Annotated in this window: 23 protein-coding genes and 3 pseudogenes; 10 read left to right on the top strand and 16 right to left on the bottom strand. The window is 69.8% G+C overall.

Translation table 11 applies throughout. From position 1 onward, the window contains the following. Nucleotides 1–6: 6 nt before the first annotated feature. Together EKH77_RS31275 and EKH77_RS31280 are read left to right on the top strand one after the other, a co-directional pair. Nucleotides 7–735, top strand: a pseudogene (locus EKH77_RS31275) (TROVE domain-containing protein); the annotation flags it as partial. Between the two features lie 325 nt (nucleotides 736–1,060). Continuing rightward, the gene (locus EKH77_RS31280; RefSeq protein ID WP_126917545.1) at nucleotides 1,061–1,717 is read left to right on the top strand and encodes a hypothetical protein; all 657 of its coding nucleotides are present in this window, start codon (nucleotides 1,061–1,063) and stop codon (nucleotides 1,715–1,717) included. Between the two features lie 372 nt (nucleotides 1,718–2,089). On the opposite strand, the pseudogene EKH77_RS31285 reads toward EKH77_RS31280, so the two are convergent. After that, nucleotides 2,090–3,157: pseudogene (locus tag EKH77_RS31285) on the bottom strand (glycosyl transferase); the annotation flags it as partial. 40 nt (nucleotides 3,158–3,197) lie between these two features. Further along, a complete protein-coding gene (locus tag EKH77_RS31290) occupies nucleotides 3,198–3,851 on the bottom strand; it encodes a CatB-related O-acetyltransferase (protein ID WP_126917547.1) in 654 nt (217 codons plus the stop codon). Between the two features lie 114 nt (nucleotides 3,852–3,965). Between EKH77_RS31290 and EKH77_RS31295 the strand changes: the two genes are divergently transcribed. Beyond that, nucleotides 3,966–4,592 carry a TetR/AcrR family transcriptional regulator gene (locus tag EKH77_RS31295; protein ID WP_126917548.1) on the top strand — a complete coding sequence of 209 codons (627 nt, stop codon included), beginning with the start codon at nucleotides 3,966–3,968 and terminating at the stop codon, nucleotides 4,590–4,592. A 246-nt stretch (nucleotides 4,593–4,838) separates the two neighbouring features. Here EKH77_RS31295 and EKH77_RS31300 read toward each other — a convergent pair whose 3' ends face one another. Continuing rightward, nucleotides 4,839–5,756, bottom strand: coding sequence for a DUF6891 domain-containing protein (locus EKH77_RS31300; RefSeq protein WP_126917549.1), 918 nt, complete (start codon nucleotides 5,754–5,756; stop codon nucleotides 4,839–4,841). Between the two features lie 230 nt (nucleotides 5,757–5,986). Between EKH77_RS31300 and EKH77_RS31305 the strand changes: the two genes are divergently transcribed. Further along, a complete protein-coding gene (locus EKH77_RS31305; protein WP_126917550.1) occupies nucleotides 5,987–6,379 on the top strand; it encodes a DUF6416 domain-containing protein in 393 nt (130 codons plus the stop codon). Between the two features lie 226 nt (nucleotides 6,380–6,605). Further along, nucleotides 6,606–7,865, top strand: a complete 1,260-nt coding sequence (locus EKH77_RS31310) for a Gfo/Idh/MocA family protein (protein ID WP_126917551.1) — start codon at nucleotides 6,606–6,608, stop codon at nucleotides 7,863–7,865. Between the two features lie 188 nt (nucleotides 7,866–8,053). Here the strand turns inward: EKH77_RS31310 and EKH77_RS31320 are convergent, their stop codons facing one another. The 3 genes from EKH77_RS31320 to EKH77_RS31330 form a co-directional block, all read right to left on the bottom strand. Next, a complete protein-coding gene (locus EKH77_RS31320; RefSeq protein WP_126917553.1) occupies nucleotides 8,054–10,000 on the bottom strand; it encodes an APC family permease in 1,947 nt (648 codons plus the stop codon). A 413-nt stretch (nucleotides 10,001–10,413) separates the two neighbouring features. After that, the gene (locus EKH77_RS31325) at nucleotides 10,414–11,421 is read right to left on the bottom strand and encodes a glycosyltransferase (protein WP_240667642.1); all 1,008 of its coding nucleotides are present in this window, start codon (nucleotides 11,419–11,421) and stop codon (nucleotides 10,414–10,416) included. A 194-nt stretch (nucleotides 11,422–11,615) separates the two neighbouring features. Continuing rightward, nucleotides 11,616–12,695, bottom strand: coding sequence for a hypothetical protein (locus EKH77_RS31330; protein WP_126917555.1), 1,080 nt, complete (start codon nucleotides 12,693–12,695; stop codon nucleotides 11,616–11,618). 515 nt (nucleotides 12,696–13,210) lie between these two features. Here EKH77_RS31330 and EKH77_RS31335 point away from each other — a divergent pair. Next, entirely contained in the window at nucleotides 13,211–13,543 is a 333-nt protein-coding gene (locus EKH77_RS31335) for a hypothetical protein (RefSeq protein ID WP_346429091.1), read from the top strand. Between the two features lie 129 nt (nucleotides 13,544–13,672). Here the strand turns inward: EKH77_RS31335 and EKH77_RS31340 are convergent, their stop codons facing one another. Further along, nucleotides 13,673–14,524 carry an oxidoreductase gene (locus EKH77_RS31340; RefSeq protein ID WP_126918412.1) on the bottom strand — a complete coding sequence of 284 codons (852 nt, stop codon included), beginning with the start codon at nucleotides 14,522–14,524 and terminating at the stop codon, nucleotides 13,673–13,675. A 235-nt stretch (nucleotides 14,525–14,759) separates the two neighbouring features. Here EKH77_RS31340 and EKH77_RS31345 point away from each other — a divergent pair, with 235 nt between their 5' ends. Further along, complete coding sequence (locus EKH77_RS31345; protein ID WP_126917556.1) at nucleotides 14,760–15,659, top strand: helix-turn-helix transcriptional regulator; 900 nt, start codon at nucleotides 14,760–14,762, stop codon at nucleotides 15,657–15,659. A 226-nt stretch (nucleotides 15,660–15,885) separates the two neighbouring features. On the opposite strand, the gene EKH77_RS31350 is transcribed toward EKH77_RS31345, so the two are convergent. The 4 genes from EKH77_RS31350 to EKH77_RS31365 form a co-directional block, all read right to left on the bottom strand. Beyond that, nucleotides 15,886–16,158, bottom strand: coding sequence for a hypothetical protein (locus EKH77_RS31350; RefSeq protein ID WP_126917557.1), 273 nt, complete (start codon nucleotides 16,156–16,158; stop codon nucleotides 15,886–15,888). Nucleotides 16,159–16,241: 83 nt separating this feature from the next. After that, nucleotides 16,242–16,739, bottom strand: a complete 498-nt coding sequence (locus EKH77_RS31355) for a hypothetical protein (RefSeq protein ID WP_126917558.1) — start codon at nucleotides 16,737–16,739, stop codon at nucleotides 16,242–16,244. Between the two features lie 109 nt (nucleotides 16,740–16,848). Beyond that, nucleotides 16,849–17,451, bottom strand: coding sequence for a DUF2867 domain-containing protein (locus EKH77_RS31360; RefSeq protein ID WP_126917559.1), 603 nt, complete (start codon nucleotides 17,449–17,451; stop codon nucleotides 16,849–16,851). A 13-nt stretch (nucleotides 17,452–17,464) separates the two neighbouring features. Next, entirely contained in the window at nucleotides 17,465–17,752 is a 288-nt protein-coding gene (locus EKH77_RS31365) for an antibiotic biosynthesis monooxygenase family protein (protein WP_126917560.1), read from the bottom strand. Nucleotides 17,753–17,854: 102 nt separating this feature from the next. Between EKH77_RS31365 and EKH77_RS31370 the strand changes: the two genes are divergently transcribed. From EKH77_RS31370 to EKH77_RS34920, 3 genes and pseudogenes are all read left to right on the top strand, one after another. Beyond that, nucleotides 17,855–18,418 carry a TetR/AcrR family transcriptional regulator gene (locus EKH77_RS31370; RefSeq protein ID WP_126917561.1) on the top strand — a complete coding sequence of 188 codons (564 nt, stop codon included), beginning with the start codon at nucleotides 17,855–17,857 and terminating at the stop codon, nucleotides 18,416–18,418. 70 nt (nucleotides 18,419–18,488) lie between these two features. After that, nucleotides 18,489–18,749 (top strand): annotated as a pseudogene (locus EKH77_RS34915) (nitroreductase); the annotation flags it as partial. Nucleotides 18,750–18,757: 8 nt separating this feature from the next. Then, nucleotides 18,758–19,102, top strand: coding sequence for a Fur family transcriptional regulator (locus EKH77_RS34920; protein ID WP_430981039.1), 345 nt, complete (start codon nucleotides 18,758–18,760; stop codon nucleotides 19,100–19,102). Nucleotides 19,103–19,123: 21 nt separating this feature from the next. On the opposite strand, the gene EKH77_RS33245 is transcribed toward EKH77_RS34920, so the two are convergent. The 5 genes from EKH77_RS33245 to EKH77_RS31395 all read right to left on the bottom strand — a co-directional run bounded on the left by EKH77_RS33245 (nucleotide 19,124) and on the right by EKH77_RS31395 (nucleotide 22,734). Beyond that, nucleotides 19,124–19,339: a hypothetical protein gene (locus tag EKH77_RS33245; protein WP_430981040.1), complete on the bottom strand. Its 216-nt coding sequence runs from the start codon at nucleotides 19,337–19,339 to the stop codon at nucleotides 19,124–19,126. A gap of 478 nt (nucleotides 19,340–19,817) precedes the next feature. Beyond that, nucleotides 19,818–21,020, bottom strand: a complete 1,203-nt coding sequence (locus EKH77_RS31385; RefSeq protein ID WP_126917563.1) for a GTP-binding protein — start codon at nucleotides 21,018–21,020, stop codon at nucleotides 19,818–19,820. Between the two features lie 5 nt (nucleotides 21,021–21,025). Next, nucleotides 21,026–21,196 (bottom strand): 50S ribosomal protein L32, encoded by a 171-nt coding sequence (gene rpmF / locus EKH77_RS31390; protein ID WP_126917564.1) that lies wholly within the window; start codon nucleotides 21,194–21,196, stop codon nucleotides 21,026–21,028. Between the two features lie 123 nt (nucleotides 21,197–21,319). After that, complete coding sequence (locus tag EKH77_RS33250; RefSeq protein ID WP_164737924.1) at nucleotides 21,320–21,478, bottom strand: hypothetical protein; 159 nt, start codon at nucleotides 21,476–21,478, stop codon at nucleotides 21,320–21,322. Nucleotides 21,479–21,909: 431 nt separating this feature from the next. Next, nucleotides 21,910–22,734 carry a S1 family peptidase gene (locus EKH77_RS31395; RefSeq protein ID WP_164737925.1) on the bottom strand — a complete coding sequence of 275 codons (825 nt, stop codon included), beginning with the start codon at nucleotides 22,732–22,734 and terminating at the stop codon, nucleotides 21,910–21,912. Between the last annotated feature and the right edge of the window lie 431 nt (nucleotides 22,735–23,165).

Below are 23,165 nucleotides of genomic sequence, written 5' to 3' on the forward strand. Positions count from 1 at the left end.
AGTCCTACTATGGCCCTCGTCCGCAACCTGCGGAACTTCGACGAGGCCGGCGTCTCCGACGACGTCGCCCAGCGGGTGGCCGCCCGGATCGCCGACCCGCAGGAGGTCGCCCGCTCGCGGCAGTTCCCCTTCCGGTACCTGGCCGCGTACCAGCACGCCCCGTCGCTGCGCTGGGCCTGGTCGCTCGAGCAGGCCCTCGGTCACTCGCTCGCGAATGTACCGGCGCTCGCGAGACGGACGCTGATCCTGGTGGACCGCTCGGGCTCGATGTGGTCGCCGCTGTCCGACCGGTCGCAGCTCAACCGCGCGGACGCCGCCGCCATCTTCGGCACGGCCGTGGCGATGCGCGCCGCCGACGCCGACCTCGTCGAGTTCGGCACCACCAGCGCGCCCGTGGCGTACCGCCGGGGCGAGTCGGTTCTGAAGGTGCTGGAGCGTTTCGGGAGCCTGGGTGGCACCGACACCACGGAAGCCGTACGCCGGCACTACCGGGGTCAGGACCGGGTCCTGATCGTCACCGACGAGCAGGCCTCGTACCACCACGCGGGCGGCCCGACCGAGCAGGTCCCGGCCGATATCCCCGTCTACACCTGGAACCTCGCCGGCTACCGGCCCGGCCACGGCCCGTCCGGCTCCGCCCACCGGCACACCTTCGGTGGCCTCACCGACGCGGCGTTCCGCATGGTGCCGCTGCTCGAAGCGGGCCGGGACGCGTACTGGCCCTGGGAAGACTGAGCAGGACAGCTGCCGTCGGCCGATAACGCAGCATCGTAGCGATATCGGTCGCCGGCGCCTCGCGCCGCTGTACAGGCGGTGAGGAACTCCTGTGGAGTAGCCGGGGGGACGACCTGACGGTATGTGGAGGAGAAGGCGCGGCGGGGCGGCCGGCCGGCCCGCGCGATGACCTCGTGTATCCGGCGCTCCCGGCCGGATCGTGAGTCCTCTTGAGGTCCGGCTGGCGCGCGTCCGGCCGACGATACGGCTCTGCCCCGGGCCGGCCCCGGTGTGTCAGTGCCACGGTCTACGCTCCCCATCACCTACGAGTTCTGGGGAAGACCGGATGTCCTACGACGATGACGAGTACGAGTACCTGCCCGCGCTGAGCGCGGTCCTGGCCGATCCGTCCGAGGCGGAGGGGACCGTCGACGGCTGGCGGATCGAGCGGCTCGGCCTGATCCAGGGGGTCGCTGCCAACGGCACGATCTACGACCCGCTGGGGCCGGAGGGCGGGGGCTTCCCGATGCGGCCCGGCGGCACGCCGGTCTACCTCGTCTCCCGCGAGGACGCCCCCGGCGTGCCGGTGGCGGTCCTGGTGCACCCCGGCGAGACCGTCCCGGTCCGGACGCAGGAGTGGGGCGACCGCGTGGCGACCCCGTCCGGCCTGGCCGTGGTGCACGCGAACCCCAGCAGCACCTGGATCGAGCCGGGCGCCGGGATACTCAAGCGCGCCTGGGCCACCCTGCACGCGCGCGCCGCCGGGGGCGACGACTGGATGCTGGAGAATCTCCGCGAGATGCTCCAGCGCGCCTCGGTGGACCCGGCCGACTGGCCGGTGGAGCCGGTCGAGGGGGACTTCACGAACGACTGGCTGATGATCCCGGACGAGGCCGGCACGGGCACCGTGCTGGGCGTCCTGGTCAGCCCGGACGGCTCCAATACGACCGAGTGCCTGGACGCCGAGGGCAACACGGTCGCGATCCTGCTCACATTCGACTAGCCACCGCCGTTCCAGGTCGCCAGGAGGTGCGGAGGGGTGCTTCGACGGCCTGGTAGGCAGTCATGGCTGGGCACATGCGCCGCTTCGGTGAATGCCCCCTACGATCTCGGCCTCGTGTCGGGGGCATACGACCCGAACCCGGCCGTCGACTGATGTCCCGTCGGCCCTTCTGCGCACCGTCGCGGGAGTGAAGTGCTCGGTCTCCAGGGCCTCGCCGCCCACCAGATTCCCGGCTGCGGCGAGGCTGCCGATCCAGCCCTCGTATTCCTTGCGGTACGCAGCCCGGTCGGCTGGACCCGGCGGCGTGACTCGTCCGTTTCGAGGGCGATGCGGATGGGTGGGCCGCGTGCATGCGGAGGGAAGCGGCAGCGCTCAGAACACAGGGCGGCTCTCGGCGGCGGGCAGGATGTTCTCGATGAGGTCGGCAGCGCGCCGGGTGCCGCCCTCGGCTTGGGCGGCGGCCTGCAACTGCTTGGACCGGTTGATCCGTTCCGGGTCCGTGAGCAGGTCGTTCAGCGCCGCGCGAAGGGTTTCGGCGGTGGCGTGGGCGGTGTCCACGCGGCGGGCGACGCCGAGTTCCACGAGCCGGTCGGCGTTCATGAACTGTTCGGCTCCCTGCGGCAAGGCGTCGGTCTGTTCCAGGATCGTCCGCTGCGGGACCCAGGAGCGCACCTCGACATTGGGCGGGACGGTGCCGAGTTCCTCGGGGTCGGTGTGCTTGCCGATCTGGAGTACGACGTGCCGGCCGGGCAGGTCGCCGAAGGCGGCGATGCACTGGCGGTAGAACGTCGGCCGGCGCGTGTACGCCGAACCGAGCGAGATCAGCAGCACATGCTCCGCGGCCGCCGGGCGGGTCCAGCCGTCCGTGACCGCCCGGCTGCCGAAGCAGGTGCCGACGAAGGTCACCGTGCCGGTGTCGACTCGATCGGCGTGCGGCTGCATCGCGCGCGGGATCAGGGCGAGCGCTTTGGCGGGCGGGCCGGAGAATGTGTCCACGTCTGTAGTGGTCGCCCCGCCGCCGGCGAGCCACCGCCCGAACCTGTCCCGGTAGGCGTCGGCGCCCGGCAGCTTCCGCAAATGCGCCGCGACCTCCTCCTGGTAGCCGTCCCAGCCGACGAACGTCGGGGACAGTTGCACGAGGGGACGGCCCTGCGCTTCGGCGAGGGCGCGTGCGGCATAGGCGCCGATGTCGTAGAGGTACAGGTCGGCTGGATCGTCGTCGTAGGCGGCGCGCAGTTGCGGGAGCGCCTGGACGGCGTCGTCGAGGAAGAGGCTCGCCGCGGAGATGGGATCGGCGGGCCAGTCGTTGTCGGCGACGGGCAACCTGGAGGTGCAGGGCACAAGCTCCGCGCCGGTGGACTCGATCCGGTCGGCCACGAACGGATCGTTGGTGTAGGTGACCCGGTGTCCGCGGGTCACCAACTCGTGGATGAGCGCGAGGACGCGGCGTCAGGGCCGGTCGGCGGTCGGCTTGGTGCGGTCAGGGCTGGTCGATCCGCGCGGCGGCCTCCTCCAGGTCGGCGACGGTCCCCGACATGATCGTCCGTACGTGCCTGGTGATGTACTCGAGCGGCCAGTCCCACCACGCCACGGCGAGTAGCCGGGCGATGTCCGCGGCGTCGTAGCGGGTGCGGATGAGCCGGGCGGGGTTGCCGCCGACGATGCCGTAGTCGGGGACGTCGCCGGTGACCACGGCGCCGGCGGCGATGATCGCGCCGTGACCGATGCGTACACCGGGCATGACCGTGACGCCGTGGCCGAACCACACGTCGTTGCCGACGACCGTGTCACCCCGGCCGGGCAGGTCGGTGATCAGATCGAAGTGCTCCGCCCAGGAGCCGCCCATGGTGGGGAACGGGAAGGTGGAAGGGCCGTCCATGCGGTGGTTGGCGCCGTTCATGATGAACCGGGTGCCCGTGCCCAGCGCGCAGTACTTGCCGATGACGAGCCGCTCGGGACCGTAGTGGTACAGGACGTTGCGCGTCTCGAACGCGGTCGGGTCGTCCGGGTCGTCGTAGTAGGAGAAGTCACCGACCTCGATCAACGGCGACTTCACCAGTGGCTTGAGCAGAACCACGCGCGGGTGCCCGGGCATCGGGTGGAGCACGGTGGGGTCGGCGGGAACGGGAGGCATCGCGGAGATAGCCCCTCTCTGTGGATGTGAATCTCTGGGGATGTGAAAGCGACAACCGTCGCGTTAAGATGCTGGCACAGCCCGCCACCTAGATCAACCGGATATCGATCCCTGATGACAGACCCACTGGACACGCCAACGGACCGCCGTCCGGGCGGTCGCACCGCCCGCGTCCGCGCCCAGGTACTCGACGCGGTGCGCGCCGAGCTCGCCGAGGGCGGTCACGAAGGACTCACCATGGAGGGCGTCGCGACGCGGGCCGGAGTGCACCGTGCCACGGTCTACCGGCGCTGGCGCGATGTCGGCGGCCTGCTCGTCGACGTCATCGACGCCGCCGGTGAGATCGACTGGCAGCCGCCGGACACCGGCTCCCTGCGCGGCGATCTGACGGCTCTCAACCAGGAGATCCAGGAGTCCCTGGTCGTACAGCCGTCGTTCGCCGTCGCCCTGATGGCCGCCTCGTTCCACTCCGAACAGGCCGCGCGGGCCCAGACGCGGCTGTGGGCGGACCGGTACGCCCAGTGCGAGATCCTCGTCGAGCGCGCCATCGAGCGCGGCGAACTCCCCACGCGGCACACGGACGCGCGAAGCCTGCTGATCGCCGCCACGGCACCGCTCTACCACCAGCTGGTGCTCCTGCGTGCTGCTCCGGACCCGCAACTCCCGGCACGGGCCGCGGAGACGGCGGTCCTGGCTGCTGCCGCAGGTGCCTTCTCCGCCCACCGAGAAGAGAGCACGTGATCGAGGAGGCGGAAAGCGGAAGGGCGCCGGACCCGGACCCGGACCGCGGGCCAGGCTGGGCGTAGGCCGCAGCCGCCGCAAGGCCAGGTGGCTGCCACCACCCCGGCCAGGCGGCTGCCACCCTGGTCAGGCCGGTCCAGCGACCAGCGGCCCATACCCCCGAGGGCAGGCACCTACCGGCGAGCACGACCGATCGTGGCGATCAGCCCGCTCCGGCCGCCGTCTGCTCGTTACCGGCCCACCCTTCTAGCCGATCAGACGTCGGCGCCAGTCCAGGGGAGTGACGGTGATGGCACGGGCGGGGTCATGGTCCCACTCGACGCCCAGTCCGGCTGCCTCCAGGGCGGCCACGACTTCGCGGCCGATGGACGCGGTGGTCCCGGACGATCCGTCGAAGCCGCCGTAGAGGAGCGTCAGTCCGTGACCGGCTGCGGCGGAGTCCGTGCACTGGGCGTGGAAATAGACGAACCCGCGGGCATCAGGCTCGCCTTCGAGGCCGATCTCGGACTGGCCGCAGCTGCGACAGCAGGTGAAGTTCTCGCGGGCGGTGATGCCGGCCTCCCGCAGGGCGGTGAACGCGCGGGTGAGCCGTTCAGGATCGGTCTCGCCCTGCCATTCGGCCTGCTCCGCGACACGCTCCAGCCACATTCGGTCGGCCAGCGCCACGGCCTGCTCGCGCGAGACGGGTCGGCGATCCTCGGTGGCCGGATACTCCTCGGCGAGCTCGGCCAGTTCGGCGCGCGAGGAGTAGCCGCCGACCAGCAGTTCGCGGACGCGCTTCTCCAGCTCTTCGCGCTCGTCCTCGTCGAGGTCGAGCGGCGGGACCTCGCGCGTGCGGCCCATGTCCAGCAGCGACCACGCCAGTCCGGCGTCCCAGCCGGGCTCCCGGCGGGCCCAGCCGACCAGCGCGGCGGCCACGTCCTCGGGCTTGTCGGCCATCGCCTGGAAGTGCCGGTCGGCAGCACCTTCGCGGTGCTCCAGCGTGTAGTCACCGCCGGCCTCGTGCCACACCTGGGCGAAGTCGTCAGGGAGGTCGGGTATCCGCTGGATCACGAGGAAACGGTCACCGTCACCGCCGATGCGCCGCACCAGCCCGGCCAGTTCCTCCGCGGTCACGCGAACGTGCCGCTCCCGGTTCTCCGTCTTCACCACGATCTCGAGCATGCCCGGACTCTGACACATCCCACTGACAACAGGCTCTTCGGTCGGCAAGCCCTGATCGCTCCGGGCCGCGCGACGGGCGATCCGGCCAGGGACCGCCGACGGCTCGGCGGTCGACGGTCGGCCGGCCCCGCCAAGCTGCGCCCACGTCTCGGACAGGGCCACACCCCGGATGGCGACGGACAGTGCCGGTACGCTGACGGTCGAATCTTCACAAGGGGGATGCAACACTCATGAGCATGGGCACAACGGCCAATGGCGCTCTGTCCGATTTTTCCGACCTCACGATCAGTGGCGGTGAGCACCTGCCGCAGGCGCCCTGGACGGATTCCGACCTCGACGCGCTGGCACGGCACCCGTGGCCCTCGATCCACCAGGACGCCGCGAGCCTGCTCGACGAGCTGGCACGCGAGCCCGGGGTCGTACTCACTCTTGAGGCGCTCGCCACCCGCCTCGGCCGCAGCAGTGCGGGGGTCACCGGCACGCTGTCCAAGCTGAGCCGAGTCACCCACGCCGACCACGGACGCCGGAACTGGCCGCTCCACTGGCGGGAGCAGGGTAACGAGTATTCCTATGCACTGGACGAGGCAGTTGCCTTGAGCTGGCGGGGGCTGCGGGGGTTGTAGCCGTACTCGGGCCGGGCGCGGCAACGTCGGCATCGCTGACTGTCAGCTCTTCGAACGAGGGCGCGGGCGCGGGCGGCGTCGGGGGCCCGGGGCCCGTTGGTCCGCGGCGGTCGGGGGAACGGCCTTCCGTACGCGTAGCGCGCGATCAGGCCGCCGGGCTGGAGCGACGGAACCGAACTGCTGAAAGCCCCTTCCATGGCGCATGAGACTCATTAGGGTTTGCGCCATGCCACCTGTCTCTCTCCTCGTCATCGGTGCCGGCGACCGAGGCACCGGATACGCCAAGTGGGCCCTTGGGCATCCTGACCGGGCGGCCGTCGTCGGTGTGGCCGAACCACGAACCGTGCGTCGCGCCCGGCTCGTCGAAGAGCACGGCATCGTGCCGGGGAACGCGGTTTCGGACTGGAAGGAGCTCGCCGCTCGCGGCAGGATCGCCGACGCCGTGCTGATCTGCACGCTCGACCGCGCGCATGTCGAGCCCACCGAGGCATTCGCCGCTCTCGGGTACCACATCCTGCTGGAAAAGCCGATGGCGCTGGACGAGGACTCCTGCCGACGGGTGGTGACCGCGGTGGAGAAGGCCGGCGTGATGCTCGCCGTGGGCCATGTCCTGCGCTACACCCCCTATACGCAGGCGCTCAAGGCCGTCGTCGACTCCGGACGGATCGGTGACATCGTCAGCGTCCAGCACTTGGAGCCCGTCGGCTTCTGGCACCAGGCCCACTCGTTCGTCCGTGGCAACTGGCGGAACACCGACGGGGCCACGTCCATGCTGATGGCCAAGTCGTGTCACGACCTGGACTGGCTGCAGTACATCGTGGGGCAGTCGCCGAAGCGGCTCTCCAGCTTCGGCCGGCTCTCGCACTTCACCCCGGCCAACCGGCCCGCCGGGGCGGCCGACCGGTGCGTCGAATGCCTGGTCGAGGCCGACTGCCCCTACTCGGCCGCGCGCTTCTACGGCGGCATGCTCGAACGGGGCGAACACCGCTGGCCACTCGGCGTCATCGTCGACGACTTCACCCCGCAAGCACTCGAGCGGGCCCTGCGCACCGGGCCCTACGGCCGGTGCGTGTACGCCTGCGACAACGACGTGGTCGACCACCAGGTTGTCGCGATGGAGTTTCCCGGAGGAGCCACCGCCACCTTCACCATGACCGCGTTCAACGAGGCCGCCGACCGCAAAACCCGGATCTTCGGTACCCGAGGCGAACTGTACGGTGACGGCAAGACCATACGGATCTACGACTTCCTGACCCGTGGCGAAGAGGACGTCACGCCTCTTCGGCTGGGCGAGATGACGGCGGCAGGCGGCCACGGCGGTGGGGACGCGGGACTCATGGATGCCTTCGTCGAGGCCGTGGCGACGGGAGACGCCACGCGGATCAAGTCGGGCCCGCGTGACTCCCTCGCCAGCCACATGGCGGTCCTCGCGGCCGAGCGAGCACGACTCAACGGCACCGTCGAAACGGTCCCGGACCTGCGCTGAGACACGTCAGCCTGGCCTCACCTGCGCGGCGGGACGTATCGAGCCGGACGCGCTCGCGCCCGGGTTCCGCCGCACCGGCCACTCGCCCGTGCCCCTGCTGCGCGGCGTGGAGGCCGACAGCCACCAGGCCCGCGCGATGGAGACGAGGGGCGCCCGCTGTGGTTCCGGCCGGCGCGGTGGACGGCCGGTCAGCCGACGTGGACGCGGGGGCGGCGGTCGCGGGCCGGTTCGGCCTCGCGCAGGATCTCGCGGGTGACCGGAGCGACCTCGCCCTGGCCGAAGAGGAAGAAGCGGACGAAGTTGGTGAAGGGGTTGCCCTCGGTCCACTCGAAGAAGACGTGGGGGCGGGTGCCGGTGAGGTCGCGGGAGTGGAGGAGGAAGGCCGCGAGGGCGTTGGGGACGGAGGAGCTCTCCATCGTGAGGACGCGGTAGCGGCCGTGCATGATCTCGCCGCGTACCGTCAGGCCGGCCTCGAACTCGGAGGGGTCGGTGACCGTGACCTCGACGAAGACGAAGTCCTCGGTGGTGGGGATGTCGTTGTCGGCCCGGATCTGCTCGATCTTCTCGCGGTATTCGGTGGCGTCGCGCTCGTCGGGTTCGTTGGCTATGAAGCGCGGCGTGCGCTGGGAGATGTCGCGAACGAACCGCTCGGCCATCTCGTCGAGCTCCACATGCGTGACGCGGAGCTCGAAGGCGCGGCCGAGGCGGGAGAGGAGGGAGACGAGGAGGATGCCGGCGGTGAAGCAGGCACCGATCTTCACACCGTCCGGGCGCTCGATCACGTTGAGGACGGTGGTGTAGAGGAAGACGGCCGAGATGACGCCGAAACCGATGGTCCAGCCGCGCTGGCCGGCCTTGCGGGCGGCGATGGTGACGGCGATGGCGGCGGAGCAGATGAGGACGAGGACACCGGTGGCGTAGGCGCCGCCCTGGGCGTCGACGTCGGCGTCGAAAAGCCAGGTGACGAGGAAGGCGACGAGGGTGAAGACGATCACCATGGGCCGCACGGCGCGGGCCCAGTGCGGGGCCATGCCGTACTTGGGCAGGTAGCGCGGCATCAGGTTGAGCAGACCGGCCATGGCGGAGGCACCCGCGAACCACAGGATGAGGATGGTCGAGACGTCGTAGACCGTGCCGAAGGCGTTGCCCAGGTATTCGTGCGCCAGGTAGGCGAGCGCGCGGCCGCTGGCATTGCCGCCGGGCTCGAACTCCTTGTGCGGGATGAGCACGGTCGTGATGAAGCTGGTCATGATCAGGAAGGCGCTCATGATGACCGCGGCGGTCGTGAGCAGCTTCTTGGTGTCGCGGATCCGCCCGGCGGGCCGGTCCTCCGTGTCGTCCGGGGCGCCCTTGACGTGCGGCATCACGGCCACACCGGTCTCGAAGCCGGACAGACCGAGCGCCAGCTTCGGGAAGACGATCAGGGCGACGCCGATCATGACGAAGATGTTGCCGTGCTCGGTGGTGAGGGCGGCGGTCCAGTCGGTGACGACGTGGCCTTCGGTGAGGACGTGCCACAGGCCGGTGACCACGACCACCGCGTTGAGCGCGAGGTAGACCGTGACCAGGACGACGGCGACGCCGATCGCCTCCAGGAAGCCCTTGAGGAACACCGCGCCGAGCAGCGCGATGAGGATCAGGGTGATCAGCACCTGCTTGTCGTGCAGGGCCCCTTGCAGATTGGGGTTCTCCACCAGGTGGGTGGAGGCGTCCGCGGCCGACAGTGTGATCGTGATCAGGAAGTCGGTCGCGGCGAAGCCCAGCAGCGTGAGGACGAACAGCTTGCCCTTCCAGAAGGACAGCAACCGCGACAGCATCGAGATCGAACCCTCGCCGTGCGGGCTCTCCTCGGCCACGCGCCGGTAGACGGGCAGCGCGCCGGCCAGGGTCACGATCACGAGCACGATCGTCGCGATGGGGGAGAGCAGCCCGGCGGCCAGGGCGGCGATGCCCGGCTGGTAGCCGAGCGTCGAGAAGTAGTCGACACCGGTCAGGCACATCACCCGCCACCAGGGCTGACCCTTGTGCTCGAGTGCCGGCGCGGCCTGGGACGGACGCCCCTTGCCCATGTCGGAGAGCCCCTCCAGCATCCACCCCCGCAGACGACTCGTGCGCGTGTCGGTCGGGGTGGCCATGTGGTGCTCCTGGTGCTCTGCTGGGCTGGTGCTCTGTCGAGGTGGGAATTCGGCCATCGTGTGGACAGCCGAGCCAGCGTAAGCAACGGATTCCTGGCCTTGCCCGGGACAGGCGTCAGGAAAACGTCAAGATCTGGCGTGCCGGACATAGCCGGGCCAGGCCAGGCCGGGTCCGCATGCAGGGCGCTCGGAGGCCCCATGCGTCACAGAGCGGTCGCAAGCGGCCCTCGCCGTCGACTGCCCCGGACCGCTGCCCGTTGTGCCGGTGACCGCAGCGAGCAGGCGGGAACGTGACGCTGCCGTCCGTTGCTGGGCGACCATGTCCGCCTCCAGTACACCTCCGGGAACCACGCGATCCCGGACGCTCTCGCAGGTCTCGCAGGTCGGGTGGTGGCAGCCGAACGCCTCATGAATCAGACGCGGTCCCGGAGTTCCGTGATGTCGAGTGGTGGCAGCTGTGGCAGCTCCGCGTTGGCGGCGGTCATGGCGTCGTTGTAGTGGGAGTCGCCGAGGACGGCTGTCACGGCATCAGCGATCTCGCCGCGCCTCGCCGTGAGTTCCAGCGCGCGGCCGAGGCCGCGCCGGGCGAACACGGCGGCATTGTCGGGCTGGTCGGCGAGAACGCCCATGCCCAGGACGGGTGTGATGCCCTGCACCGCGTCGAGCAGGGATGCCCGGCCCGCGTGCGTCACGAACAGGTCCACGCGGCGCAAGAGCACGGGCTGCGGGACGTGCTCGACGACCTCGATGCTGGGGTCCGTGCTCGGCAGGTCCTGCGCGAGATCTCCCGCGGACACGATCGCATCGCAGTCGATTCCGGAAAGTGCGGCCAGGATCTCCCGGTACACACTCCCCACGACAGCCCGGAGACCGGGCATCGCGGTGGCCAAGGTGCCCAGGCTCACGTAGACGAGCGGGCGGGAGGAGGGGGAGCGGTCCAGCCGCTCGGGGAGGACGGTCCGGAATTCCGCGACGGTGCGTCGGACCGCGCGTGCCGCGGGTGGGGGCGGGGGCGTCCGGTAGAACCACGGAACCGGTGCGGGGGTGAGCATCGCGGGCAGTACGGGCGTGTCCTGGCCGTGCCGCTTGTAGAGGGACGTCAACGCGGGCGCGATGTCGGTATCCCAGAGTTCCAGGAGTACCGGGCCGAGACCATTGTCCGCCGCGAATACGGGCAGATCCAGGACCTTCGCCGCAAGGTGCGCGCCGAGATCGCTGCACTCGGCGATCACCAGGTCAGGCCGCGCCCGCCTCCACGCGATGATCAGGTCATGGGCCTTCGCTGCTGCCTGATCCGGCCATACCTGGCCGAAGATATAGCGGTTGAAAGGTGAGTTTCCGGACTTCTTCCAGATCTCACCCGCCGCTTGCTGGACGGCGGGATCGCAGGTCCAGTCCGTTCCCGCCCCGTGGAACTCCACCCCTCGCCGCCAGGCTTCAGAAGCTGTCCCGCATCCTCGGCGAGGTACCCCAAATGTGACGTGAGGTCCGCGCCAGTTGATCGGCACGGACCTCAACCCCGCCACATGTGCGCACCGGGCGGTGCTGGGAGCGGATCGGCAGCTGGATGTTCATCGTCCTCGGGATTGGGCTCGTCGCCGCCGGATAACACCCGTTAGGACCGTGTCGCCCTGGCGCACGCGTCGCCGGAGGATTCGCCCCGCCCGACCGGCGCGCTGCGGTCGTACGGGTCGATCTTCGTGCCGGCCTTGTCCGCACGGCGGTCCGTGCCGAAGGGTGGGGTGAAGTAGCCCGTGGGGGCGCCGCAGCCGCCGTTGGTCATGTCGTATTTGTACGAGACGATCGAGAAGGTGCCCGGTTCGGTGATCACCTTGTCGGGGTTGTCCCAGCTCAGGACCAGCTCGCGCCGGACGATCGTGCGCACGATCTCGTCGCCGCCCGCGTCCGCGCGGGTTACCGGGTAGACGAAGGTGACGTCGGCGGTCACCTGGAGCGCGCCGCGCTCGCCCTCCCGGTACGTGAGCTGGCCCCGGGTCTTCACGACATCGCCGACCAGGTGGGTGCGGGAGGGCTGGAAGCGGCTGAAGAGGAGGAGGGGGTCGTTTTTCTCGCTCGGAGTCAGGAAGGCGGTTTTCAGAAGGTCCTGGACGTCTTTCTGGTGCGGGTTGATCAGCGCGATCGCCTTCTCGGGGCGCTCGCCTTGCAGCACCCCGCGGTCCAGGCCGGACGCGACGAGGAAGTCCCGGCTGCTGGCGAGGGCTCGCTCGACCTCGGCCGCGCTCATCCAGCCCACCGCCCCGGCCTTCGGCATGGTGATTCCCGCCGCTCCGCCCGCCCAGCTTGCCGCCGGCGAGCCACGGAACGGCTCGTCCACGGTGGGGCGCTGGGCTGCCTCCGCCGGGGTACCCGGGCCGGGCGCTGCCGATGATGGGGAGTCATCGCCGGCGAACAGGTCCACTACCCGCCCCGGCACGAGCGCCACCACCAGCAGCACCAGCGAGGCCAGCAGCCCGACCACATACCAGCCCGTACGCCTCCTGGGCCGCGCGGGCGTGTAGCTGCGCCAGCCCTCCATGCCGTGACCGGGCTCCGCGCGCAGCCGCTCCGTCACGGCACGGGCCCGCGCCGACGGCTCCTTGGGCGCGTCGGCGGCACCCGCCACCGACTCGCGCAGAAACCGCTCCCACTCCTCGTCGGACCTGGACGAACCGTCCGGCTCCGTACCCGCACCCATCTCCAGCCCCTGACAATCAGTAGTCCACGGCCCACTCCCCTGGGACGTGCCCGCATCATGACACAGAGCACTGACAATGAAGCCAGCTGGACGGACGGTGTAGCCGCGCCACAAACTGGCCGCCTGAAAAGCACAGTCACAGTGACAGTCAGAAGTGGGACAGCTTCTCACGGCAGAACATACGGGGGGGCGTAAAGCGCGACATCATGGCCCTGCTCAAGGGCCGGGCCTGCGACGTAATCGAGCGCGGACACATGCGAAGGTATCGGCTCAGCGGTGATGGCTATCCGTAAGGCCACAAAGTCTCCAAGGGGCAGCGACGTTGGCTGCGCCGATCCGATCACGGCGCACCGGCTCGTGTCCCTTTCGGGCGTCAGGTTTCCAACTCCTTGACTGAGCGGGAACAGCGAGCCGGGCCGCGTACCCTTGGGTCCGTGCCCCGTCGTTCGAGAAAGCCCCGGCAATTGGTCGTCGATGGGTGCACGTACCTGTGGACGCTCCGCCATAGTCACCGTGTGCTGGCCGACGGCCGTTCCCAGGGCTGCCGCCAGACGCTCACGCTGTACCCGCAGTCGGCCGACACCGGCGGGTCGCTGCACATCGTCTTCGTCGAGGGTCCGGGCCGGTACGTCCCGGGCGGGTTCCCTTCGGGCTCCGGGGACGTGGGGTACGTCCAGGGCGGCTCCCTGAACCTGCACGAACCGGGCGCCGTCCGGGCCCTGCTCGATGAGGCATCGGCTCGCGGATGGGAGCCGGGGGAGTGGCGGGCGGTAGAGATCGACGGCTGGTCCCTGCTGGAGGCGGCGGCCGCCGCCCGAGCCGGGGACGCCGGCCCCGCAGGTTCGTAGAGGGTGGCTCCGGCCTCGCCGGACCGGTCCGCGGTGCTCCGGGGTGCGGATGCGCAGCCCTGGACGGCCGGGGGCGGTGATGACGGCCGCCGCCGAGGCCCCGCGCTGGGGGCCCGACAGCGAGAGGCGTCAGGCGGGTCGGCTGACGTCGTCGAAGTCGGTGGAGGCCGACAACTCGGCCCATGCCAGCATGTCGCGCTCGAAGGCGTCGCGTCCGGCCTGGACGAGCCGAAGCGCGTCGGTGCCGAGCAGTAGGCGCGTCGGAGGCTGGTCGGCCGCCACGATGCGCAGCACCGCGGCCGCGGCCTTGTCCGGATCTCCCGGCTGCTGCCCGCGACCGTGGACGCGCCGGGCGCGCAGCGGCTCGAACAGCTCGTCGTAGTCGGCGATCACACGGGGTGCTCGGATCATCGAGCGGCCGGACCAGTCGGTCCGGAAACTGCCCGGCTCGACGGCGGTGACATGGATGCCGAAACCCGCGACCTCCTTGCCGAGCGTTTCGAGGATGCCCTCCACCGCGAACTTGCTGCCGTGATAGAAGCTGAGGCCCGGCATGGTGACCAGCCCGCCCATCGAGGTGACGGCGATGACGTGGCCCGAACGGCGCTCCCGCATGTGCGGCAGCACGGCCTTGATCACCGCCACGGTTCCGAAGACGTTCACCTCGAACTGACGGCGGAGGTCATCCATCGACGACTCCTCGAACAGGCCCTCATGGCCGTACCCGGCATTGGCGACGAGCACGTCGATCGGGCCCAGGTCGCGCTCGGTCTCGGCCACGACCGTCTCCACCGCGTCATGGTCGGTGACGTCCAGGATGCGGGCGTGCGCGTCGCCGGCGAGCGCCTCAAAGGCCCGTGCGTCGGCGGGCGTGCGCACCGTGCCCACCACCCGGTGGCCCGCGGCCAACGCCGCGCACGCGAACGCGCGGCCCAGGCCGGTGCTGACGCCGGTGATCAGGAATGTCTTGGTGCTCGACACAGTAGTTCCCTTCGAACGATGCGAACAGGTGCGAACAGATGTGAATGGATGCGAACGGAGGTCGACCGGGGCGGTTGGGCCCCGGTCGGTCTCGACACGTTCCACTTCAGCACCGGAATCGGCCGTTGATCGGCTTCCGGGGGGTCCGCTTCGCCCCGGGGACAGCCGGACCGGGGGACTGGCAGTCCCCCCTTCTCCGGCCGCCGGGGCGATCTTGGGACCTATCCTGAAGGGCATGGACCGCAACACAGCCCTCGGTGAATTCCTCCGCTCGCGGCGGGCACGGATCACCCCGCGCCAGGCGGGCCTGTCCGACGACAGCGGCTCCCGGCGAGTGCCAGGACTGCGCCGCGAAGAGGTCGCGCGACTGGCGGGCGTGAGCGTCGACTACTACATACGCCTGGAACGCGGACGCCGGCTGAACGTCTCCGAGACCGTGCTGGACGCCATCTCCCGCGCGCTACGCCTCGATCCCGTCGAACGCACCCATCTGTTCCAGCTCGCCAAGCCCGCCGCGGGCAGGCCCCGCCGCACGGCGACGCGTCCGCAGCCGGTTCGCCCGGGACTGCGCGACCTGCTCCGGATCCTCGAGGACACCCCCGCCCTTGTGCTGGGCCGGCGACTGGACGTACTCGCGTCCAACCAAATGGCACGTGCGCTGCTCACCGACTTCGACGCGCTGCCGCACCGCGAGCGGAACCTGGTGCGGTTCATGTTCTGCGACGAGACCGCCCGCTCGCTGTACACCCACTGGGACACCCACGCCCAGGACATCGTCGCCTCGCTCCGGCGCGACGCCGGACGCCATCCCCACGATCCACTGCTGGCCGAACTCGTCGGCGAACTCTCGATCAGGGATGAGGACTTCCGCCGCTGGTGGGCCGACCAGAACGTGCATCGGCACACGCATGGCTCCAAACACTTCCATCACCCGATCGTCGGCCCGCTCACCCTCAATTACGAGTCCCTCACCCTGCCCGCCGACCCGGACCAGCGGCTGAGTGTCTACACAGCCGAGGCGGGCTCCAGTTCCGAAGAGGCGCTCCGGCTACTGGCCGCGTGGATACGGCAGCCCGGGACCTGGCACGAGCAGCACGCAGATCATTGGACTCCGAAGGGCACCTTCCCCGCTTGAGCCCCTCTCCGGACCGTCGGGAAGCCGTCGTGTCATCAGCCACGCAGTCACTCGTCCAGGAGCGCGGCTCCGGTTTTGCTGAGGGTGGGTAGTTCGGGCAGGAGTGTGCGGAGGACCGCGACAGCCTGCCGGTTCCTGATCGGGCACCCGATGCGCCCGACCGGGACCCGGAGACGTCAGCGGACGATGGCTCACTGGCCGGGCCGAGCGGTGCCCGATGATGTTCTCAGGTGCTGAGCAGCCGGTTGAAGAAGGAGCGGTAGCGTCGCGGTGCCCCGCGGAGTTCCTCCGTTGACGTTCCGGCTTCGCCCTGGGCGTCGGTCGCGCTGGTGGCGGACTCGCCGCCTGAGCCCTCGGCCTCCTCCGGCGTGGTGCTCTCACCTGGGTAGAGGGGAGTCTCCGCGGGTGTCGTCCTCTCTTCTGTGCCGGTGTCGGTCGGCTGGGCGAGATCGTCGGCGGGCAGGCCGGCCGTGCGGTCCGGTTCCTCGTTGATGTGCATGGAGAGGGTTTCCACCTCGTGGTGCTCAGAGCGGTACAGACCGCTCGACCGCCCACATTGCTCGTTTCGTTGATTGCACGGGGTCAGGCCGTCCGGGATATGGCTTGTTCGAGAAGCTGGTGCATGACCTGGGGGTGTCGACTCTCGGCCGCGGCCCATAGGGCGCGTGCTGTGTCGTCGTCCAGTTGGATGAAGCAGGCCAACAGCAGTGTGCGTTGCCGACGTTCAAAGAGCAGCTCGGCGTGCAGTCCGAGGGTGGGGTCGGCGGCGAGGAGCACGATGTCCGGGGTGCTGTGGCGCACCGGCCAGCCGAGCAGGTATCCGTCGGACCGGGCTGGACCGAGGGTTAGGCCGAGCGACGTCCATCCCTGTGTGAGGGCCCGCTGCATGCCGGTGGGTGCGTCTTCCAGAACGGCTCGCGCCCATTGTTCGGCGGTGCGGTCCTGTGCCGGATCGAGCTCGGCGAGCAAAGCGTTCTCGTAGTCGATCCGAGCGAGTGTGCTGAGCGCATGCGCGGCAGGTGGCACCGGGACGTGGCGCACCCTGTCCGAAACCTGCGGATGGGACGTGGAATGAACCATCGATGTTCCTCACGCGTGGCGTTGGAAATACCCCTGTTGGGCGGGCAGTCGTGGAGGTGTGGGGTGCCGGTTCGGGCTTGGCTCCGCCCTCCTCGGGGAAGACGCCTTGCTACTGTGACTGGGCGCACAGACGTTCGCGGTCGAGCCAAGCGCGTTCCCACTGGCGGGTCAGCGCCGGGTAGACGATCAGATGGCGGAACGGCTTGATGCCGGCCATGTACAGCCGTCCGAACCGGCCGTTGGGTTTGACCAGGGCCGCCATCCGCAGTTCGTACTCACCGCTGTCGGTCTGTACCCATCCCAGGTGGCAGACGGTGTGGACGGTCTTGTTCGCCAGCTCGTCGGCGCATTCGTCGTGCAGCTGGTACACGGTGGTGAACGGGGTGTCCGGCCCCGCCGTCGCGGTCAGGGGGCCGCGCAGGTCGTCCGGCAGGCGGTCGCACAGCGACCGTACCCGCCCGTCGAGGCCGGCCTCGGGGGAGTCCCAGCCGAACAGGGCGCCGAGCTTCCAGCGCACCGCGAACAGGAAGCGGATCAGCGGGGGTTGCGTGCTGAGCCCGCCCGCCGCTCGCAGCGCGGTGAGCAGTATGGGAAAGTCGTCCGGCCCGGCCCCGGGGGTGCGGAAGGACCACACGTCCTCCACCCGGAAATCGGGGGCGAGTTCATGGATGCGCCACGGCCGAGAGGTGTGGGCGGCGTCAGGAAGCCTCATCGTCGGCGGTCTCCTACCTGGACTCGAGGTAGTGGACCTGACGGGGCTTGCGCTCCCGCTCGTCGAAGACGGTGATCGGGGCGAGCTGCTCGCGGGTCGCGGTGAACGCCGCGTCCAGGGCGTCCTGGGACTCGAATTCCACAGTGGAGACGACTGCGTCGTTCCCGGGCGTGACCCAGGGGCGGGCCGACAGGCATCCAGGCTGGGACCGCAGAATGTCGGCGACCTGGCGTACGCGGTCGCTGAACTCCTCGACGTACTCGGGGGCGGGGTAGTGGAAGGCGACAAATCCGACGGTCATGGAATCTCTCCCGCGTCGCTGTATACGGTGGCGTACAACAGTGAGGCTAGCCCGCTTATACGATGCCGTATAGCAGGTGCGGGGAGTGAGAGGAGACGCATCGTGGGTGCGAAGCGCACACCGCCCGAGGCTTGGGTCGAGGAGGGGCTCCGGGTGCTTGCCTCCGGAGGCGTGGACGCCGTACGGGTCGAGGCTCTCGCCAAAGCGCTCGGGGTCACCAAAGGCGGCTTCTACGGGTACTTCGCGGATCGCGACGCACTGTTGGAGGCGATGCTCGACGCCTGGGAGCGGAAGAGCGTCGACGAGGTACTCGAACGAGTCAGGAACCTCGATGGCGATCCATGGGACAAGATCCGCCTGGCCGGACAACTGACGCTGTCAGCAGACCACTTGTTGCCGATCGACCTCGCGATCCGCGACTGGGCACGGCGCGACGAGGCCGCCGCCGCGCGCCTGCGCCGGGTGGACAACGAGCGCATGACCCTGCTGCGCGAGACGATCGGCACCTTCTGCGATGACCCCGACGAGATCGAGGCCCGCAGTCTGCTCGCCTTCAGCCTGGCCATCGGCAGTCACTTCCTCGCCGCCGAGCACCCCGGCCACACCCACGCCGAAGTGCGCGCCATGGCCGCCGACATCGTGCTCAGCCGGCCTCGCAGTCGCTGAATCGGGTAGTCAGGTGGTTGTCGTTGGGCGAGAGGACAAGCATGCGTGGATGTGATGAGGCCGTGGACAACTGCCGGGCCGTGCGGGCATTCAGCCGTGGCATGTGTATGTCGTGGCCGGTGAACCCTTGGCCGAACTGAAGCGGCACGCGACGGCCAGGGCGCTGGCGGGGGCGGTGGTCGAACGCGAGTATCCGATGTACCCGGCCGAACTGACCTCGCCGTATCTGGACCGTTTCTCCGCCGCGGCCGCCCAGCGATACCAGGCGCTGGGCATCGATCGCGACGACCCCGACAGGCCCGAGAAGATCGCCGCCTTGAACGCGGGGGCGTAGGTTTCATCAGCGCCCAGGCCCTGCACAAGCGGCTCGTGGCCGGCGGCTCGTCCGTCGGCCTCTCCACCGTCTATCGCACCCTGACCACGCTGGCCGAGGCCGGCCGTGCGGACATCTTCCGCGACAGCAACGGCGAGCGGCTCTTCCGCCACCGCCCCGGCCCCGACCACCGCCACTACCTGATCTGCACCGAGTGCGGCCTCAGCCTGCCCGTCGAATCCGGCCCTGTGGAGAAGTGGGCGGAACGGATCGTCCGGACCTCCGGGTTCGCCGACGTCCGCCACGCCGTCGAACTCTCCGGCCGCTGTCCGGACTGCCGCCCGAAGGACGATCAGGCACGGACGCCCTGAAGATCAGTGGTCGTCCCAGGATCAGTGGTCGTCCCAGTGCCCCTCGTGCCGGGCGTGACGGTGCCCGTCGTGGACGTAGTCCACATGGTCGCCGTGCGGCACGGCGACGTGCCCGCACTCCGCACCGTGCTCGTGGGTGTGGTTCGCGTGAGAAGTGTGCGCGCTGGTCTGCATGGCGAAGCCTTCCTTCTCCCCCGCGTGATCGGATCTGTCCGACGGGAGAGCCTGCCCTTCCAGTGTCGGCCGCGCCGGGGATTCACGAAAGTCGCCGGAAGTCGGCTGGAAACACGCCGTGCGACAGAAGGTGACCCGGGCACCAAGAAGCCACCGCCGCCCCGCAGCCGCAGGCGCGCATCCGGCGAGAGGGGCTGGTTCTCCCTTCCCAGGACCGCTACCCACGTCCTGCCTCTTGCGGTCAAGAACCGGCCGGGTGTTCGCTTTATGGGACAGCCGCATGAGCGAAGAAGGAGCGCTGACCATGACCGTTCACGCTTCGGGCCCGACGTGCAGCTCAGGCTGCACCTGCGGTCCGGGCTGCAGCTGCGGATGCCAGTCCGGCGGCTCGTGTCAGTGCGGCGGGTAGCCGAGCACCGCCCACCGCCCACCGTGTGAAGGGACCACAACGAGTCGGATGCCGGCGTCGTTACGCCGAGTGCCGTCCCGCCAGGGCAACCCTGGCGGGACGGCTGACGTCCGGGTCTCATGCTCGAGGCAGTTACGCTCGGGCTGCCGCCAGCCCGTGGTCGTGCCCGTGGTCGTGCTCGTAGGTGACCTCGTCCAGGCCGTGGGCATCCCAGGCGGGGAAGGGATCGGACCATGACGTCCCCGACTCGTCCGGCTGTACGAGGCAGGCGGACAGCGCCTGCCGCAGTGCCTCGGGACGCAACTCCGTACCGATGAAGACGATTTCCTGCCCCTGCCCCTGCCCGTCCTGACCGTCCTGCTCGCGGGCGCCGGCGGGCTCGAACCGGGCCACGGCTCCGGCCTGCGACCACAGCCCGGTCACCCGGTCACGTCCGGCCAGCCAGAAGAACCCCTTGGAACGCAGCACGTGGCCATAGGCCCCGGAGTCGAGCTCCTCGGTGACGAACGTCCACAGCCGTTCGGGATGGAAGGCCCTCCCGGCGCGGAAGACCGTCGAGGAGATGCCGTACTCCTCGGTCTCGGGGGTGTGGTCGCCGTTGAGCTCCCTCACCCAGCCGGGCGCCTGCTGGGCGCGCTCCAGGTCGAAGAGGCCGGTGCCGAGGATCGCCGACGGGTCCACCCGGCCGTGCTCGGCCGGCACGATGCGGGCGGCCGGATTGAGACGGGCGAGCGACGCCCGGAGCCGGACGGCGTCCGCCGCGTCCACCAGGTCGAGCTTGTTGACCACGATGACGTCGGCGAACTCGATCTGGTCCATGAGGAGATCGCTTACCGTCCGCTCGTCGTCCTCGTACTGGTCGAGGCCGCGTTCCGCCAGGCCGTCGCCGCCCTCGAGCTCGGGGAGGAAGTTCGCGGCGTCCACGACGGTGACCATGGTGTCGAGCCGGGCCAGGTCGCCGAGCGTCGCGCCGTCGTCCCGGGGAAAGGCGAACGTGGCGGCGACGGGCATCGGTTCGGAGATCCCGCTCGACTCGATGAGCAGGTAGTCGAAGCGTCCCTCGCGGGCCAGCCGGTCCACTTCCTCGAGGAGATCGTCCCGCAGGGTGCAGCAGATGCAGCCGTTGGTCATCTCGACGAGGCGTTCCTCGGTCCGCGACAGTGCGCCTTCTCCGCCCCGCACCAGCGCGGCATCGATGTTGATCTCGCTCATGTCGTTGACGATCACGGCGACGCGCAGCCCGTCGCGGTTGGCGAGGACGTGGTTGAGGAGGGTCGTCTTGCCCGCGCCGAGGAAGCCGGAGAGGACAGTCACCGGCAGTCGGTGATCGGTCATGGCCGTCAGCCCTCCGGGCGCAGCAGCCCACGCTCGTACGCCTTCACCAGGCGCTGTGGAACCAGATGCACGGCGCCCTCGACAGTGACCGGCACCAGGTGGGGCGCGCTCGCCTTCCACTGGGAGCGGCGGTGGCGGGTGTTGGAGCGGGACATCTTCCGCTTGGGCACGGCCATGGGAACGGGACCTCCATCGTCGGGTGTGTGCCGTCACGCTATATGAAAACAGAAACCATTACCAATAATGGGGGAGTTTTAAGCGCGGGCGTCTGGTGCGCCGTCGGGTGGCGATCATGAAGATCACCAGAAGGGAGGGGCATCGCCCGCCGCGCAGGACCTTCGTGACGAGGCGATGCCCTGCGTTGAGCTGTAGTGCAACGCCACCGGCCCGTTCTGCGCCATGAGGTCGGTCATGACGGCGCCGACGGTGTCCATGGGCAGCGCGGAGACGTTGGGCAAGCCGTCGGCCAGGGAGACGACCTCCGGGCGGGAACCCGAGAGTGAGCAGGGCGCGCACGTCGGAGGCGATCATGTGGGCCGCGCGGTCCGCGTACTGCCCCCGCCACGGGTCGAGCGAGTGTTTCTTGGGCGAATCATCGGGCACGAGCCGGGCTCCCTCGCCAAACTTCCGGGACTCCTGACCCCAGTGAGACGAAGCCGCCCCGGCTGGAGGCGGGCGGGATTTCGCCCGCCGACCCTCTGCAGCGCCTCACCGAGACAGTTACCGTCGCCTTCCAAGGCCACGAGGTGGGAAGAGTCCTGGATGCCGGCGAGGCGTATGCCTCGACAGCCCACCACAAGGTGTGCCCTTCACCTCGGTGCTGGTGCTGGTGCTGGTGCCGGTGCGTACGGCGTAGCGAGCGGCACGAGCACCGTGTCGGCGTCCCGAATCAGTCGTTGCGGCCTATCACCTCATGGATCCAGCCCACGTAGGCGGGCGCGCTGGTGTAGAGCCCCGGGCTCTCGCCGCAGCGCACGCCTGGGGCACCGGGGCCCGAGGTGACGCCGATGAGTTCCCAGCGCCGCTTCCGGTCCTGCTGGAGCTGGGGGCTGCCCGAGTCGCCGTTGCATGCCATGGCCTTGGGCACCTGGCTGATCGTGCACAGGCGGGTGCTGTCCGCGAAGCCCGGCGCGCACTCGGAGACCGCACCTCTGCGCGTGTCGAGTTCCTGGAGCCGGTCGGGGAAGACCCATTTGGTGGGGTCCGGTGTGTCGTCGATGGTGCCGAAGCCCAAGAGCCGGGTCGGAGTACCGGGCTGCCCCGGCCTGTCGGCGACGCGGATGGGCTTCTCGGCGACCGGGCGGTTCAGGCGGATCAGAGCGACGTCGTTGAGGTTGGGGCCGGCGCCCTCGCCGTTCCTGTAGCCCGGGTGGGACACCGTCTTCGCGGCGGTCCGGACCGTGCCCCCGGACTTCCTCCACTCACTGCCGATCCGGACGGCGCCGTCCAGGGTGACAAGCGTCGGGTCCACGCAGTGGGCGGCTGTGAGCACCCACTTCGAGTCGATCAACGATCCCCCGCAGACACCCTTGAACGTGGGGTCGTCCACACCTGTCACCGGTATCGACACCATGGACGGGTAACGCTGCGTGGAATCCTTGCCGTTGACGATGGCGTCGGCGCTGCCGGCCATCATGGCGGCGCACGCAGTTCCGGCCAGGGCCACCACGGCGGTGCGCGCCGCCGTGCGGCGCGGGGACTTCAAGCTGAACACTGGTTCTCCGATCGGACGAGCATGTGCGACGTGCTCAGCCTCCGCGATCAAGAGGAGCTGATCCATCCGGTCAGTGGGCCCATCCGAGGTTCGGCCAACGGGCCCCTGCGGAGTAGGGAGAACCCCCGGACGGCATGTTTCGCATCCGTTCGGCGCAACGGTCCGTCCCCATCAGGGAAGGTAGTGAGGGGCGGAGTCGTATGGGGCCCACTGCACGGGATGCCGTCACCCATCTCGACGCGCAGGAAGGCGGGCCGCCGTGCTGTGCGTCGGGCGGGTGCGGCAGTTGCGCGAGCCTTCGAGGATGGCCCCCGCGCTTCGCACAACCCGCCCCACAGGGCGGGTGCCGGGGCGGTGCTCCAGGGCCCGGGTCTTCGTGAACACCCGCACCACGCCGGCTCGCCATCCCCTGGTAGCCGACAGGCCCCTAC

This window comes from Streptomyces luteoverticillatus (assembly GCF_003970715.1).
GTDB classification, from domain to species: domain Bacteria; phylum Actinomycetota; class Actinomycetes; order Streptomycetales; family Streptomycetaceae; genus Streptomyces; species Streptomyces abikoensis.

Excerpts from the sequence above, each read along its gene's own strand:
- EKH77_RS31350 (WP_126917557.1), bottom strand. The coding sequence starts at position 16,158 with ATGCACATCAACGAGGAACCGGACCGCACGGCCGGCCTGCCCGCCGAC.
- EKH77_RS31345 (WP_126917556.1), top strand. The coding sequence starts at position 14,760 with ATGGACCGCAACACAGCCCTCGGTGAATTCCTCCGCTCGCGGCGGGCA.
- EKH77_RS31330 (WP_126917555.1), bottom strand. The coding sequence starts at position 12,695 with ATGGGTGCGGGTACGGAGCCGGACGGTTCGTCCAGGTCCGACGAGGAG.
- EKH77_RS31320 (WP_126917553.1), bottom strand. The coding sequence starts at position 10,000 with ATGGCCACCCCGACCGACACGCGCACGAGTCGTCTGCGGGGGTGGATG.
- EKH77_RS31290 (WP_126917547.1), bottom strand. The coding sequence starts at position 3,851 with ATGCCTCCCGTTCCCGCCGACCCCACCGTGCTCCACCCGATGCCCGGG.
- EKH77_RS31300 (WP_126917549.1), bottom strand. The coding sequence starts at position 5,756 with ATGCTCGAGATCGTGGTGAAGACGGAGAACCGGGAGCGGCACGTTCGC.
- EKH77_RS31295 (WP_126917548.1), top strand. The coding sequence starts at position 3,966 with ATGACAGACCCACTGGACACGCCAACGGACCGCCGTCCGGGCGGTCGC.
- EKH77_RS31365 (WP_126917560.1), bottom strand. The coding sequence starts at position 17,752 with ATGACCGTCGGATTTGTCGCCTTCCACTACCCCGCCCCCGAGTACGTC.
- rpmF (WP_126917564.1), bottom strand. The coding sequence starts at position 21,196 with ATGGCCGTGCCCAAGCGGAAGATGTCCCGCTCCAACACCCGCCACCGC.
- EKH77_RS31305 (WP_126917550.1), top strand. The coding sequence starts at position 5,987 with ATGAGCATGGGCACAACGGCCAATGGCGCTCTGTCCGATTTTTCCGAC.
- EKH77_RS31280 (WP_126917545.1), top strand. The coding sequence starts at position 1,061 with ATGTCCTACGACGATGACGAGTACGAGTACCTGCCCGCGCTGAGCGCG.
- EKH77_RS31355 (WP_126917558.1), bottom strand. The coding sequence starts at position 16,739 with ATGGTTCATTCCACGTCCCATCCGCAGGTTTCGGACAGGGTGCGCCAC.
- EKH77_RS31310 (WP_126917551.1), top strand. The coding sequence starts at position 6,606 with ATGCCACCTGTCTCTCTCCTCGTCATCGGTGCCGGCGACCGAGGCACC.
- EKH77_RS31385 (WP_126917563.1), bottom strand. The coding sequence starts at position 21,020 with ATGACCGATCACCGACTGCCGGTGACTGTCCTCTCCGGCTTCCTCGGC.
- EKH77_RS31360 (WP_126917559.1), bottom strand. The coding sequence starts at position 17,451 with ATGAGGCTTCCTGACGCCGCCCACACCTCTCGGCCGTGGCGCATCCAT.